Below are 13,736 nucleotides of genomic sequence, written 5' to 3'. Positions count from 1 at the left end.
GGGCCTCTTTTGTGCGTCCGGTGCTCGTGATAAACCAGGGAATGGGACATTCCAGATCAATTCTGTCGATCCGTTCAGAAGGATCAATTCTCTCGATCGGTAGCACTCACTCGATATTGTCGATCGGCAGCGCATTCTCGATATTGTCGATCGGCAGCATCGGATCAGCCGGCTCGATCCTGAGCTCCGGTTCCTTTGCCAGTCTCGGATCGGCATTTTCCGCACTGTCTCGATGGTCACTGATGTCGTGGCGCGGAAACCACTCGTCGCCGGAAGATCGACCGAAACTGGTTGTCATTGCGCCGGAACCGGATTCGACCCTGGCTCACACTCAGACGTGATCGTCGGGCGTCGGGCGCGGCCACGCCCGGCCTTCGATATCTTCCACCGATTGATTGAATTGCCGCAGTAGCTCACCCAATGCCCGACGCGACTCCGGCGTCCAGTCCCGCAACACCTTCCCCACTCCGGCAGTCGAATGTACGCGGTCTGCCCGCAGCTGGGCCAGACCGGACGCGGTGGGGCGGACCTTTCTCGCCAATCCGCCAGCCGGGTCTTCGACGCGTTCGACCAAGCCTTGTCGACGGAGGGCGCCGATCTGTCGGTTGATGGTCGAGATGTCCAGTCTGAACGCGCAGGACAGTTCTTTCAGACTCATCGGTTGTTGCAGTTCGAGGCGGCCGAGCAAGAGGTACGCCGAGCGGTCCAGATGAAGGTCCGAGCGTTGCGCCAGTGCGTGATATCGCGACAGCAGCGTCAGTTCGTATTCGACGTCGACAAGGTCGCGGTCCACAGGTTCACGCTCAGTGGCCGGGATTTCTCCGCGCGCATTCGTCACGTTGTGCAGGATACACAAAATGTGTAGCGTGCACAGAAAAGGTGGCAGGCGCCGCCCACATACTTCGGGAGCCGAATGTCCGTTCACGCCCATCCGTCGAACGCGGATACAGTCGTCGACGCGACAGTGTCCCCACGTCCACGACTGATCCTCACCGTCCTCGGTCTGTGCGGGATCGTCGTCGCCCTCATGCAAACGCTGGTCGTCCCGATCATCCCCCAGCTTCCGAGCTTGCTGAACGCGTCACCAGCGGACACGTCGTGGGCCATCACCGCGACGCTGCTCGCCGCTGCGGTCATCACCCCGATCAGTGGCCGCCTCGGCGACATGTTCGGCAAGAAACGCATGATCCTGGTGAGCCTCGGTCTGGTGGTCCTCGGTTCCGTTATCTGCGCCTTGTCTTCGTCGCTCATCGGACTGGTGATCGGACGCGCACTACAGGGCGCCTCCGTTGGTGCCATCCCTCTCGGCATTGCCATCCTGCGCGACGTCCTGCCACCGAAGAAGGTCGGCGGCGCAATGGCCGTCATGAGCGCCACCCTGGGCGTCGGCGGCGCTGTCGGTCTGCCCATCGCGGCGATCATCGCTCAAAGCGCCGATTGGCACTTCCTGTTCGTCGTGTCCGCGGCTCTCGGTGGCCTGTGTATGTTGTTGGTGTTCTTTGTCATTCCCGAGTCCACCATCCGCAAGCCGGGACGTTTCGACTTCGTGGGCGCACTCGGACTCGCCGCCGGCTTGATCGCGCTTCTCCTGCCGATCACCAAGGGTGGCACGTGGGGATGGTCCGATCCCAAGACGCTCGGACTGCTGGCGTCGTCCGTCGTGATCTTCGTGGCGTGGGGCTTCTGGGAACTCAGACGCGGTGCACCACTGGTGAATCTGCGAATCGCGGCACGCAAACAGGTGCTGTTCACCAACCTCGCCTCCATTGCCGTCGGCTTTGCCATGTACGGAAATTCACTGTCGCTACCGCAACTTCTCATGGCTCCGAAGGACACCGGCTACGGTTTCGGTTTGTCGATGGTGACCACCGGTCTGGTACTCGCTCCCGCCGGGCTGGTGATGATGGCGCTCTCCCCCGTGTCCGCGCGCATCTCGGACTGGAAAGGTCCGCGGATCACCTTGCTGACGGGAGCGCTCGTCATCGGACTCGGTTACGTCACAGCCTACTTCGCGACATCCGCCGTCTGGCTTGTCGCGCTTGCCGGAATGGTGATCGGAGCGGGTGTGGGACTGACATTCTCGGCGATGCCGGCACTCATCATGAGTTCGGTTCCGATCACCGAATCAGCCGCAGCCAACGGTTTGAACTCACTGATGCGATCGATCGGGACGTCGAGTTCCGCCGCCGTGGTCAGTGTTGTGCTTGCCGGCGCCACGATCGTGGTCCACGACCGTATCTACCCCACGCTCGACATGTTCAAGGCCACGTTCGTGATCTCGATCGTTGCCGCGGCGGTGTCGATGATCTTCGCGTGGTTGATTCCCAAACGGACAGCGCCGCACAGGGAATCAACCACGTCGCGGCCGCTTTGATCACACGGCCGCAAGAACTGCGGGAGGTGTTACTTCTCCGAAGAGTCGATGCTGCCGGCAATCTGCAGCTTCGACAGCAGGGTGTAGATGAAGTCGATGAGAAACTCCATGAAATATTTCCTCTCGCAATACGGGTCCCGACCCGGCAACGACGGTACCGCACACACGAGATCGGTCGAATCCCCACCACCCGGCCGCGAGAACATGTTCTAATTTGACTCGGTCGTCTACCCGAGGAGTCACACATGGCATGGACACGCGCTGAACTCGATCAGGCCTTTGCAGGTTTCCAGAACACCGTCGTCGAATGCACCCGCAGTGGCGATTGGAATGCGTTTGCCGACATGTTCACCGAAGATGTCGTGTACGTCGAACATGCCTTCGGAACTCTCAACGGCCGTGAGGCCGTGCGTAAGTGGGTCACCCGCACGATGACCGAGTTCCCGGGAAAACGAATGACGGAGTTCCCCGCAAACTGGTACGTGATCGACGAGGAGCGCGGGTGGATCATCTGCGAGATCGACAATCCCATGGAGGATCCGGGCGACGGATCGACTCACGGCGCCGCAAACATCACGATCCTGCACTACGCCGGAGACGGATTGTTCTCACGCGAGGAAGACGCATACAACCCGATGAATTTCCTGGCGATGACCAAAGCCTGGTGCCTGGCCGCCGAAGCCGCGGGCAACCTCCCCGAGGATGCCCGCGCCTGGTTGGCAAAATTCGGCGCTATGGTGCGATAGAGCCGATCGGAATATTCGGTACGACAGACCCGGCGAGTGACCACTGCCCGTAGTCCAGCGCCAGGATCGAATTCAGGTCGACGCCGATACCGTCAACCTTGCGCTTGTCGATCTCGAATTGATGCAGGTGCGCCCGTGGATGGACATACCCCGCCGGCGATCCCCAATTGTGTTGCCAGTACCAGGTTCCGACACCCGCGCCGATCATCGCGTCGAGCACACGCGTGTTTCCGTAGATACCGAGATTCTGATTGCCGACCACCGACGCCCATCCCTCGAGGTACGGCCGGATGAGATTGTTGATCTCGGTTGTCGTCGGGTTGTCGTCGATCGACGCGTAGATCGGACGCCCCTCAGGTCCGCCGGCCTGGCGGTGCAATTCCAGGCCCCGTGTTGCATGCCTCTTGCCGCCTTCGCGGCCTTCACGCCAGTCAGCCGTCGCACCTTTTCCGAACTGATAGCAGGACACGACCTGCAGTCCCGCTGCGGTCAGTGCGTTCACTTCGCCCGCCTTGACCGGCTTGCCCACCATCCAGTTCGCGTCGGGGCGGCGGTCGGAGACGTAACGGATCGCGCCCGCGTAGCCGCCCGCACGAATCGATTGCGCCGACGGGACTCCGGCAGAGTAGTCGAGCAGAGTTCCGAGCGAGCCGGCATTGGCCACCGTCGCCGTGCCGCTGAGCGCGGCCAGTCCTGCGGCGGCAGAACCTGCGGCCGCGTACTTGAACAGATTTCTTCGTGAGACGTGCACGCTGCTCCGATCATCGGCGTATCCCGCCCGATCTAGGCGGAAAGTCGAGTTTCTTTCTTCACTCGATTGCACCACAGTCACAACGCCACCGCCTGGCACTTGATCAACACCAGTCACACCACCATCGTGACCAGCGACAACAAAAACGATGGCCCCCGAAACTTTCGTTTCGAGGGCCATCGTTATCGGCCGTAGCGGCCGGAAGCTATCAGCTGAGCGACGTGAAGAACGTCAGAGCACTGAACAGGTCAGTTGCGTTGCTGAGGAGGTCGGTGATGAAAGAGAACTGGCCCGAGAGTTCAGCGCTGGTCATGTGTGTACTCCTGTCGAAGATGAAACATCAGTGGTCTTACAGGCCGACTTGCTGACCTGCTGGGCTAAGAGTAGAGGTCTTCCGTTACTTCCGCGACACCAAATGTGTCCGGGACGTTACATCTCCGGGCCTACCCGGCAAACGCATATTCACAGGTAACGCTCGGAGTGCGTGATCCGATCGAGATAATTTGCCCATTTCTTGACGATATCCGAACACGATTTCCATTAATGGTTATTAGTTCGCAATCTTCGAATCCAGCCAATTTATGTTGGTAAGCCTTACTTCAGAACTCCTGTTTCAGCACTATCGTCGCCCTGACCAGGAATGAGACAATTCCGTGCGAACCCGGTCAGTCCACATTTGCTACGCCGTGCAACTCTCCAGCCACGGCAGCAATTAACAGAACATTGACGACGCCCCCGGCCGGTCGGCAACGGACCTGAAACCCCCCGCCCTCTCGCGAACGTGATGCTATTCACACTGCATTGGCGGGCTGATGCAGAGGGATCGGGCACAGTTGACTTATGAACCGCAACAAAAAGTCATGGAGTGAACTCTCACCGCGCCAACGTCGCGTCGTGATCGTGATGGGCACGATCCAGTCGATTCTGGCTATCACCGCCTGGGCCGACCTCGCGAAGCGCGATCGTGCGTCGGTCAACGGCAGCAAGGCCAAATGGGCAGCGATCATCGCGATCAACTTTTTCGGACCGATCACGTACTTCAAGCGCGGCAGGATTCAGTCGAAGTAATCCCAGAACTGCAACCACTTCACAGACGCGAACAGCGCGAGCGTCCCGACATATATCGCCAGGACAGCGGCGGTACCCAGGACGTTCGCGCGTAATTTCGCGCCGTCGAACGGGTCGAGCCACCGACCGAACCATCGCGTTGCCGCCGGCATCAGGAACCACGTCATCGCCCCAACGCTGATGATCTGGCTCAGCCACATCGACAGCCAGGGCGGTGCGCCTGCGTCGTCGAGCACCGGTCCGAGAAATCGCGACAACGTCATCACTGTCGGGTAGAGGACCAGGAGAACGATCATCGCGGTCTTCCAGTTCGGAGTCGCCCGCGTCTGCCCGTTCTCGGTGCGCAAGATCGTGCCGAAAGGTGTGGAGCGCACGGATTCGGTGAAGTCTTCCGCCAACTCCTCGCGTAGCGCAGGCAACACCGCCGCCCGCTGCTCCGAGTGCATCCATGCTGCCAGCTGCGGCTCGGTCCGGAACCGCAGAACCGATTGCCACCGCGTCGCATCAGCGGTTGAACACAACAGCAACGCACTCTCGTAGCCCGAGAACAGTGAACTTTCGGCGATCAAGAGATGTTGGGTCCGCAGAAATTCGTCCTGCCGTCCGGCAACTACCGTGTGGTCGTACACTCCGATGCCCGGTGGGGGCGCGGCGTCTTCCACCAGTACCAGATCAGAACTCTTGGCCCGAACTCCGCACTCGATGCCTTGCGCCTGGACACGTGAATGCGCTGGCGAGTCGAGCCAGCCGTGCAACTCTTCGACGCTGGAAAAGGTATGGGACACACCGTAATCGGATAGCCCGAAGCCGTCGCTGACAGCACTGCCGAGATAGCCGCGAGCCGCCTTCGCTGCACTGACGGCCTGCGCGGTCCACCCAGCGAACACCTCACCGTCGCCGTTTTCGGGGCGGTGAAAGGCCGTGACAACCGTCGCCGAACCGGGCACGTCAGGTCGAAACCCTGCGGCCCTGGACGTAGACGTGCGAGATCGCCGGCTCACGCATCGCCATCAACAAGCCGAACAGCGTCTGATCACGCGCGAGAATCGGATCCGACGACCGCGTGCCGAAGTTGATCAGATTGCCCAGCGCCGGCCACCCGGCAGGATCAATGACGAGGAAATCTGCTTCCTTACCGGCGTCGAGGTTTCCGATGCGGTTCTCCAGGTCCAGCGCACGCGCGCCGGCCAGTGTGCCCGTGAACAGCAATTCGGCCGGGTGCAGCGAAAGCGCGCTGTCCCCGTCCTCCGAAATATGCACTTTGAATGCATCGCCCAGAACCCGTGAGAGGAGGAATTCGTCGCCGCCGCCGAAGTCCGAACCGATCGCGATGTTGACTCCCGCCGCCAACGTTCGCTTCCACGGCATCGTGCCGGAACCGAGGAACTGCTGCGAAGTCGGGCAATGCGCAATCGACGTTCCGGTCTCCGCCATCCGCGCCAATTCCGAATCCTGACAGTGGACGGAGTGCGCGAGAATGGCGCGCGGCCCGAGGAACGACTTGCCACCGACCTCTGAGCCCGGCAGAAACTTGCCGTCGTACGTATCGAGGTACGACTGAACCTGGTAGCGCTCGAGCGTCGTTGCCACCTCGCCGGTACCCGGCCTGTTGTTCTCATTGAGATGACTGTGGAAGTACACGCCACGGTCTCGAACCGAGTCGTACAACTCCCCCAGGTTCTTCAGGGTCTCCGTCGTCACGGCCAAGGAAAACCGCGGTACGACGGCAACGTGCAGCAGAGCAGTGTCGACATCACCGGTGTCGGCTCCGTGCCAGCGATCGATCTCGTCGCGGGTCAGCGTGATCGCATCGTCCTCGGAAGTGATGAGCGCGGCTGCAGATTCGGGCCCCGTGGTTTGGATGCCACGGCCACTGACGATGCGAAGGCCGGTTCGCTGAGTTTCCGCGAACAGCGCGTCCTGCGCGTGCGGAAAAGCGGAACCGAAGACCATGGCCGCAGTAGTTCCGGTGGCTATTCGGCGGGCGCAGAAAGCGGCCGCAGCGTGGGTCGCAAATTCCGGATCGGACAGTCGCGATTCCGACGGGAACACGCAGAGATCGAGCCACTCGAGAAGTTGTCCGCCGCCGTAGGCATCGCCGGCGTAGATCTGGGGAAAGTGAACGTGGGTGTCGATGAATCCGGGGAGCAGAAACCCTGGACGATGATCGTGGACGTCGTCGCTGCGCAGATGCTGCGGCAACGCGTCGAATTCACCACAGAATGCCACGACACCGGCGTCGTCGATCGCGAGCACACCGTCAGGAAGGGAGACGAGCGCGTCGGCTGCGCCTTCGACTGTTGGGCTACCGGAAATGTGGAAGATATGGCCCCGATGCAGCTGTATCACTCATTGAGCAAATCACAGTCGGGGCGATACCGCGCGTTCGAATTGTCCGGGTCAGTTCATGGTGGCGTGCCACACGAACGCTGCGGCCAAAGCGCCCGCGCCGTTCAAAGACCAGTGCAATGCAATCGGGGCAAGAAGACTGCCACTTCGATGGCGAAGCCACGTGAAGACGAGCCCGGCGGCTGCAGTGGCCAGAACCGCGCCGAGAATACCGGCGATCTGACCGACGACCCCGTTGCCGAGGAAGCCGGACAGACCGGCGTTTCCACTGGTCAACCCCATCGACGACGCGATGTGCCACAGTCCGAACGTCAAAGAACCCGCTGCGGCGACGCCCCGGAATCCGCTGACCCGGTTGAGCGTCCCGTGCAGGACACCGCGGAATGCCAATTCCTCGGGAATGACCGTTTGCAGAGGAATGATGATCATCGACGCGATGATGGCGCCCGAGATGGTGGCGTAACGATCAGCCATGAAGAACGGCCTGGTCAGCGGCAACAACGCGCCGACCGCCACGACGGTCAGGACTAGTCCGACCGCGATGAGCGCGTACTTCGAACCGCTCTTGAGATGCTTCGGGGACAGGCCGAGTTCCGCCCAACCCAGCCCTCTGCGCTTGCTCATGGCAAGGAGCACGAGCGCCGAGATCGGAACCGTCGCGATGCTCGCCCACACCGTGGTGAAGTGCGCAATCAGGTTGGTGCCCACGAGGACTGCGATGACCACTGCGATGTCGATGTACGCGTGGACGTGCGGAAAGCGTGGGTTGGACGGTGCCGTGTTGAGCACGCCGGCATCAGACACGGTTGAAAAACTCATATCAGGCCGTCACCCATCGCCGCAGTTAGCTGAAAATTCACTAATTCAAGTGTACCGACGCCACCGCGGTGACCGCCATGATTGCGTCGACACTCACAGTCGACTCTCAGAGTGCTGTCTCAGAGTGCGGCGCGCTCGAGTTCTGCCACGTCGATCTTCTTCATCTGCATCATCGCGTCCATCACACGCTGGGCTTTTGCGCGATCCGGATCGTGCATCAATTCAAGCAATCGGCTCGGAACGACCTGCCAGGACAGACCGAACTTGTCCTTGAGCCACCCGCACTGACTTTCCTCGCCGCCCTCCGTCAGAGCCGACCAGTAGTGGTCGACCTCCGCCTGATCGGCACAGGGAATCTCGAAGGACACCGCCTCGGAAAACGTGAACATCGGTCCGCCGTTCAACCCGGTGAACCGCTGACCATCCAGTTCGAACACCACCGTCATCACCGACCCTGCCGGTTGACCGGACGGCGATCCCTCTCCGTATCGCTCGATTTCGAGGATTTTCCCGCTTCCGAACACCGAGATGTAAAAATGTGCTGCTTCCTCCGCTTGCGTGTCGAACCACAGGCACGGGGTGATCGATGGCATGACTACTCCTTACGTCGGTATACGTAGGGATAGACCGTCGTGGCCGCCGGAAATCATCGCGCCCGTTAAATCATCGCGCACGTTTCAGTCGAGCAGAGCCGACTCGATCACCGGCCACGAACGCACCAGTTCGTCGTGCCAGTACGGCCAGCCGTGTGTGCCCACCGGTTGCGCACTTCGTGTGACGTCGACGCCCTGGCTGCGCAGTACACCCGCAATCTGATCGGTGCACAGATTGGAGCCCAGTTCCATGACACCGCCGACGATCACAACCCGAGCAAGCTCGGGCGTCTCGAGGGTTTCGTGAGGACCCGGCAAACCTGTCCCCGAGGACAGATACACCGTGGTGCCGCGCAGCTTGTCCGCGTTGGCGAAGATGTCGTGTTCGCGCCACGCGGGACTGTCGACCGGACCCCACATCTGCTCCGACGTAGCCATTCCGTTGATGACGACAAGGTCTGTCAGTGCCTTACCGAAACCGCCTACCGTCGTGTAGCACCCGCTGTAAGCAGCTACGGCGTCGTACAGATCCGGTGCGCGTTGAGCAAGCATCAGCGCAGCCTCTGCACCCATCGAGATGCCACCGATTGCGTTGCGCCCGCTGGTGTCGAAAGCCCCGTCGATCAACGGCGGCAATTCCTTGGTCAGGAAGGTCTCCCACTTGAGCTTGCCGAATTTCGGGTGGTCTTCCTGCCAATCGGTGTACATGGTTCCGGTTCCACCGATCGGCGCCACCACAAACACATTCTTGTCCGCGAAGAACTCCCGCGCGTTGCCCTTCTTCGGATCGAACCAGTTGTTGTCCTCGATCTGGCCCGAGTTTCCGTCGAGCAGATACACCACGGGGCGAGGCTCCGAACCATCAGCCGGGAGAAACACTCTGACCTGCATCGTGCGCTGCATTGCCGGACTGTCGACGTCGAGCAGCACTTCCCGATCCGAGACCGGGGTGGTGGCAGCGATTCGCGGCGACGCGTCTGCGGACACGGTGTAGGCCGGCGGTGCCGATTCGTCGGCGGCCGCAATAACCGGGAGGGCTACCACCGACGCCAGCGACACGGCGCATGCCAGTGCGATATGAGAGATACGCATGCAAAAGTCCTTACAGGCCGAGGGACGCGGCAAACATCGGCCACGAATCGTGCAGGTCGTCCTGCCAGTAACCCCACGAGTGGGTACCGGCCGGTTTGATGTTGTATCGGATGTTATCCATACCCAGTGCAGTGGTCCGATCCGCCAACTGCGTTGTGCAGAAGTGCGTGGCAGCCTCGATGCCCCCTCCCAGAGCCAGGGTTGCGGCCAACGCCGCGACACTGTTGTCGATCCGCGGATCGGCCAACGTGTCGTACTGACCGGGAATGCCCGTCGCCGTCGTGATGTACATCGGAATTCGCGGTAGCTTCTCCGCATTCACCACCGGATCGTGTTCCACCCACGCCGGGTCGTTGTACGGCCCCCACATGTTCTCGGCATTGCCGCCGCCGATTCCGACGACCACCTTCACGAAGTCCTGCCCCGGACCGGGACTGGTCATCGCGCAGCCGCTGAACGAACCGACACTGTTGTAGACCGTCGGCGCAGCCATCGCCAGGTTCAACACCGACGTGCCCGCCATGGAGATCCCGCCGAGTGCGTTCTCCCCTGTCGTGTCGAAATACTCGTCGATCACGTGTGGCAGTTCCGCGGTGAGGAACGTGGTCCACATGTTCACACCGTTGTTCTCGTTGATCCTCGCGAGACCCGGGTCCGGCCTGAGCCAATCGGTGTAATAGCTGAACGCGCCGTCCAACGGGGTGACGACGTTGACGTGCTTGTCGGCGAAGAACTCCGGGACATCCGTGCGCACCGACCACGTCGCGTCGTTCTTCCCACCGTCTACCCCGTTGAGCAGATACAGCGTCGGCGCCGGCGTCGACGTGTCGGCCGGACGAAGCACCTGGACCGGAATTCCGCGATCCATCGACGGTGAGTAGACGACGACGTCGACGAGGCGACCTTCGCCGGGCACGGCACTGATCACTCGCGGACCGTCGGATTCTGCGCCGTACGCGGCCGGACCGGCGGCCACAGCCGTCGACGGCGCGGCCAGGAGAATCGCCGCAGCGATCAATCCGCCCACTGTCCGGATACCTCTCATCGAACCGTCCCCCTAGTCACCGAGCACAGACGGACATTATTGCCCGAAATGTTCCGCTTCGAGGGCGAACGACTCAGTCACCACCACCGTCCGACCTCCCGGCGTAATCGAGGAAAACCCCCAACGATAACCTGAACGAGACCTTCGCACGCACCCTTGTTCAGGAGAAATGATGGCCGACTTCCTCTATGAGGACCTGTTGCCGATCGGTGAGGACACCACCGAGTACCGACTGCTCACCACTGAAGGGGTGTCGACAGTCGAAGGTCCGGACGGCAGGACCTTCCTGAAGGTCGAGCCCGAAGCGATGCGTCTGCTGACCGAAACGGCTCTGCACGACATCTCCCATTACCTGCGCACCGACCACCTGACGCAGCTGGCGAGCATCCTCGACGATCCCGAGGCGTCCAACAACGACAAGTTCGTTGCCCTCGATCTCCTGAAGAACGCAAACATCGCCGCCGCGGGTGTTCTCCCGATGTGCCAGGACACCGGCACCGCCATCGTCATGGGCAAGCGCGGACAGCACGTCCTCACCCCCGGTGACGACGAGCAGTCCATCGCCCGTGGTGTCTACGACGCGTACACACGCCTCAACCTGCGTTACTCGCAGAACGCCCCCATCACGATGTGGGACGAGAAGAACACCGGAAACAACCTGCCCGCACAGATCGAGCTGTATGCCGATACTGCTGCCGGACACGAGAACTCGTACAAATTCCTGTTCATGGCCAAGGGCGGCGGCAGCGCCAACAAGTCCTACCTGTACCAGGAGACCAAGGCGATCCTGAACCCCGACTCGATGATGCAGTTCCTCGAGGCGAAGATCCGCTCGCTCGGCACCGCAGCGTGCCCGCCGTACCACCTCGCGATCGTCGTCGGCGGCACGTCGGCCGAGTTCGCGATGAAGACCGCGAAGTACGCGTCGGCGCACTACCTCGACGAGCTCCCCACCGAAGGCGCCATCACGGGCCGCGGCTTCCGCGATCACGAACTCGAGAAGAAGGTCTTCGAGCTCACCCAGAAGATCGGCATCGGCGCACAGTTCGGCGGTAAGTACTTCTGCCACGACGTCCGTGTCGTCCGGCTCCCCCGCCACGGCGCTTCATTGCCCGTTGCCATTGCCGTGTCGTGCTCCGCAGACCGTCAGGCCAAGGCCAAGATCACGCCCGAGGGTGTCTTCCTGGAGCAGCTCGAATTCAACCCGGGCCGTTTCCTGCCCGAGGTCACCGACGCACAGCTCGACGCCGACACCGACGGAATCTCCGGAACCGGCAAGGGCGCAGCGGTCAAGATCGACCTCACCAAGCCCATGGCCGAAATCCTCGCCGAGCTCTCCAAGCACCCGGTGAAGACGCGTCTGTCGCTCACCGGCCCGTTGGTCGTGGCCCGCGACATCGCGCACGCCAAGATCAAGGAACGCCTCGACGCCGGCGAGGAAATGCCGCAGTACCTCAAGGATCACCCGGTGTACTACGCCGGCCCCGCCAAGACACCCGACGGCATGGCTTCCGGTTCCTTCGGACCCACCACGGCCGGCCGCATGGACTCGTACGTCGAGCAGTTCCAGGCCGCCGGCGGCTCGATGATCATGCTGGCCAAGGGAAACCGGTCCAAGCAGGTCACCGACGCATGCAACACACACGGCGGTTTCTACCTCGGATCCATCGGTGGACCGGCCGCTCGTCTGGCCCTCGACTGCATCAAGAAGGTCGACATCCTCGAGTACGCCGAACTGGGGATGGAAGCTGTCTGGAAGATCGACGTCGAGGACTTCCCCGCGTTCATCGTGGTCGACGACAAGGGCAACGACTTCTTTGCTCATACCGGTGAGGTAACTCTGACGATCGGCAAGCGTCCGGGTCTGTAGACACGTCAACAGCAAAGAGCCCCGGCGATTTTCGATTCGCCGGGGCTCTTGTGTGTTTGTCAGGTCCAGAGTGCGGCCACAAAGACGGTCACGATGGACAGTCCACCGACGACGTGCACGAGGTTGGGGTTGGGCTGCCCCTTCTTCTGCCTGGCCCGCGTGATCTCCGCCAGCGCGACGATGACCAGTGAAAGTACCAGCTTCACAGCAATTTTCGCGTGAATGTAGTTCTTGTCCAGAGCGCCTTCCCCGAGTCCGACGATGATGAGGCCCGACAGGAACTGCAGGCGCGCTCCCCAGACCATCACCTCGGTAACCGTGGGAGCCTTCAGGACTGTGAAATAACTACCGACAAGGGCCGCCATACCGAGCAGGTGAATGACTACAAAGACATTGTAAAGAAATGACATACCTGCACTGTAGCGCCTAATTTGCGCCGCTTTTACTGAACTCCGATATCGATTACAAGATTCCGGCGTCTCGTGCCGCATCGCGATATTTGGCAGCGAGCGTGTCCACCGTTTCGTGCGCATTGAGTCCACTGGGATTGGGCACGATCCAGAGCTTCGAGCCTTCGAAATCGTGGTCCTGACGACCGGCCTTGGCCTTCTTCTTGCCGAAAGCTGTTCGATAGGCAGTGATCCCGGCGAAGGCAACCACTACGGGCTTCGTTTCCCGCACGACGTTTCGCACCCGAACGCCGCCGGCCGCGAGTTCCTCCGACGTCAATTCATCTGCCCGCGCCGTTGCCCGCACCGCGAGATTGGTGATGCCCACTCCCCGGTCGATCAGGTGTTGTGTGTCTGCTGCCGACATACCGTCCGACGGATCTATCGGCCGCTCGATGATGCCGGCCCGCAACAACGCCGGATAGAAACGATTACCCGGCCTCGCGAAATGTGCACCCGTTGCCGCCGTCCACAATCCCGGATTGATGCCCACGAACAGCAATCGGCAGCCCGGTCCGATCAGATCGTCAATCTCGGCGTCGCGATACGACTCCAACTCCGCGCGCGTGAATCCCATAGG

General features: G+C 61.4%; 16 protein-coding genes. 5 read left to right on the top strand and 11 right to left on the bottom strand.

Going from position 1 to position 13,736, the window contains the following annotated elements; all coding sequences use genetic code 11:
• The first annotated feature begins 41 nt into the window (after positions 1-41).
• Positions 42-341 (top strand): hypothetical protein, encoded by a 300-nt coding sequence (locus FFI94_RS34145; protein WP_138872529.1) that lies wholly within the window; start codon positions 42-44, stop codon positions 339-341.
• On the opposite strand, the gene FFI94_RS08180 is transcribed toward FFI94_RS34145, so the two are convergent.
• A complete protein-coding gene (locus FFI94_RS08180) occupies positions 332-838 on the bottom strand; it encodes a MarR family winged helix-turn-helix transcriptional regulator (protein WP_260683948.1) in 507 nt (168 codons plus the stop codon). The genes FFI94_RS34145 and FFI94_RS08180 overlap by 10 nt on opposite strands.
• Positions 839-913: 75 nt before the next feature.
• Between FFI94_RS08180 and FFI94_RS08175 the strand changes: the two genes are divergently transcribed.
• Entirely contained in the window at positions 914-2,374 is a 1,461-nt protein-coding gene (locus FFI94_RS08175) for an MFS transporter (RefSeq protein WP_138872527.1), read from the top strand.
• A 29-nt stretch (positions 2,375-2,403) separates the two neighbouring features.
• Here FFI94_RS08175 and FFI94_RS33610 read toward each other — a convergent pair whose 3' ends face one another.
• Positions 2,404-2,580 (bottom strand): hypothetical protein, encoded by a 177-nt coding sequence (locus FFI94_RS33610; protein ID WP_185993158.1) that lies wholly within the window; start codon positions 2,578-2,580, stop codon positions 2,404-2,406.
• A 39-nt stretch (positions 2,581-2,619) separates the two neighbouring features.
• On the opposite strand from FFI94_RS33610, the gene FFI94_RS08170 reads away from it, so the two are divergent.
• The gene (locus FFI94_RS08170) at positions 2,620-3,120 is read left to right on the top strand and encodes a nuclear transport factor 2 family protein (RefSeq protein WP_138872526.1); all 501 of its coding nucleotides are present in this window, start codon (positions 2,620-2,622) and stop codon (positions 3,118-3,120) included.
• Here the strand turns inward: FFI94_RS08170 and FFI94_RS08165 are convergent.
• Positions 3,107-3,871: a DUF1906 domain-containing protein gene (locus tag FFI94_RS08165; RefSeq protein WP_138873671.1), complete on the bottom strand. Its 765-nt coding sequence runs from the start codon at positions 3,869-3,871 to the stop codon at positions 3,107-3,109. The two genes, FFI94_RS08170 and FFI94_RS08165, sit on opposite strands and share 14 nt — an antisense overlap.
• An 840-nt stretch (positions 3,872-4,711) precedes the next feature.
• Between FFI94_RS08165 and FFI94_RS08160 the strand changes: the two genes are divergently transcribed.
• Positions 4,712-4,939: a PLDc N-terminal domain-containing protein gene (locus tag FFI94_RS08160; RefSeq protein WP_138872525.1), complete on the top strand. Its 228-nt coding sequence runs from the start codon at positions 4,712-4,714 to the stop codon at positions 4,937-4,939.
• Here FFI94_RS08160 and FFI94_RS08155 read toward each other — a convergent pair.
• From FFI94_RS08155 to FFI94_RS08130, 6 genes are all read right to left on the bottom strand, one after another.
• The gene (locus FFI94_RS08155; RefSeq protein ID WP_138872524.1) at positions 4,927-5,886 is read right to left on the bottom strand and encodes an antibiotic biosynthesis monooxygenase; all 960 of its coding nucleotides are present in this window, start codon (positions 5,884-5,886) and stop codon (positions 4,927-4,929) included. The genes FFI94_RS08160 and FFI94_RS08155 overlap by 13 nt on opposite strands.
• A 1-nt stretch (position 5,887) precedes the next feature.
• A complete protein-coding gene (locus FFI94_RS08150) occupies positions 5,888-7,288 on the bottom strand; it encodes an amidohydrolase family protein (RefSeq protein ID WP_138872523.1) in 1,401 nt (466 codons plus the stop codon).
• Positions 7,289-7,339: 51 nt separating this feature from the next.
• A complete protein-coding gene (locus FFI94_RS08145; RefSeq protein WP_138872522.1) occupies positions 7,340-8,107 on the bottom strand; it encodes a CPBP family intramembrane glutamic endopeptidase in 768 nt (255 codons plus the stop codon).
• Positions 8,108-8,226: 119 nt separating this feature from the next.
• Entirely contained in the window at positions 8,227-8,700 is a 474-nt protein-coding gene (locus FFI94_RS08140) for a VOC family protein (RefSeq protein ID WP_138872521.1), read from the bottom strand.
• Positions 8,701-8,784: 84 nt separating this feature from the next.
• Positions 8,785-9,792, bottom strand: a complete 1,008-nt coding sequence (locus FFI94_RS08135; RefSeq protein ID WP_138872520.1) for an alpha/beta hydrolase family protein — start codon at positions 9,790-9,792, stop codon at positions 8,785-8,787.
• A gap of 10 nt (positions 9,793-9,802) precedes the next feature.
• Positions 9,803-10,837: an alpha/beta hydrolase family protein gene (locus FFI94_RS08130; protein ID WP_138872519.1), complete on the bottom strand. Its 1,035-nt coding sequence runs from the start codon at positions 10,835-10,837 to the stop codon at positions 9,803-9,805.
• A 172-nt stretch (positions 10,838-11,009) separates the two neighbouring features.
• On the opposite strand from FFI94_RS08130, the gene FFI94_RS08125 reads away from it, so the two are divergent.
• Entirely contained in the window at positions 11,010-12,707 is a 1,698-nt protein-coding gene (locus FFI94_RS08125) for a fumarate hydratase (protein WP_138872518.1), read from the top strand.
• Between the two features lie 59 nt (positions 12,708-12,766).
• Here the strand turns inward: FFI94_RS08125 and FFI94_RS08120 are convergent, their stop codons facing one another.
• Both FFI94_RS08120 and FFI94_RS08115 read right to left on the bottom strand, forming a co-directional pair.
• Positions 12,767-13,117: a hypothetical protein gene (locus FFI94_RS08120; RefSeq protein ID WP_138872517.1), complete on the bottom strand. Its 351-nt coding sequence runs from the start codon at positions 13,115-13,117 to the stop codon at positions 12,767-12,769.
• A 52-nt stretch (positions 13,118-13,169) separates the two neighbouring features.
• Entirely contained in the window at positions 13,170-13,733 is a 564-nt protein-coding gene (locus FFI94_RS08115; RefSeq protein ID WP_138872516.1) for a mismatch-specific DNA-glycosylase, read from the bottom strand.
• Positions 13,734-13,736: the final 3 nt, after the last annotated feature.

The sequence above is a fragment of the Rhodococcus sp. KBS0724 genome (assembly GCF_005938745.2).
In the GTDB taxonomy this organism is placed as follows: Bacteria; Actinomycetota; Actinomycetes; order Mycobacteriales; family Mycobacteriaceae; genus Rhodococcus_F.
Note: the sequence above shows the minus strand (reverse complement) of the source record. Positions and strands in the feature narration are given on the sequence as shown.